This window comes from Achromobacter sp. GbtcB20, assembly GCF_019091095.1.
GTDB classification, from domain to species: Bacteria; Pseudomonadota; Gammaproteobacteria; order Burkholderiales; family Burkholderiaceae_B; genus Achromobacter; species Achromobacter mucicolens.
Window position 1 is genome coordinate 1 of record NZ_JAGXJZ010000576.1, and the last position, 266, is coordinate 266.

A 266-nucleotide genomic window follows, 5' to 3' on the forward strand; every position below is an offset into this window, starting at 1 on the left:
GGCCCTTAAAATCGAGGCCGGGGTCGTGTTCCAGCGCCAGCGTTTGGTTCCAGGTGCGCGCCTGGAGCATGGGGTCGTGGCGCAATGCCGCCAGTTCGGAGGCCACCAGGTCGCCGATGAAGCGGACCAGGGCGGGCCGCGCCGTCCACCACGGCGCAGGGGGCGTAGCCGGGTCGTGCATGGTCTTACAGGCGCATGACGAAGATCCAGTAGGTGCCGTCGCTGATCGCCTTCTTCATGTGGTTCTTCACCTTGGTCGGATTCAT

1 protein-coding gene is annotated in these 266 nt (G+C 65.0%); it reads right to left on the reverse strand.

Features of this window, described 5'->3' with window-relative positions; all coding sequences use genetic code 11:
* A partial coding sequence (locus tag KVT32_RS30285) for a hypothetical protein (protein ID WP_217619452.1) occupies window positions 1-181 on the reverse strand: 181 nt, incomplete at its 3' end.
* Window positions 182-266 lie beyond the last annotated feature (85 nt).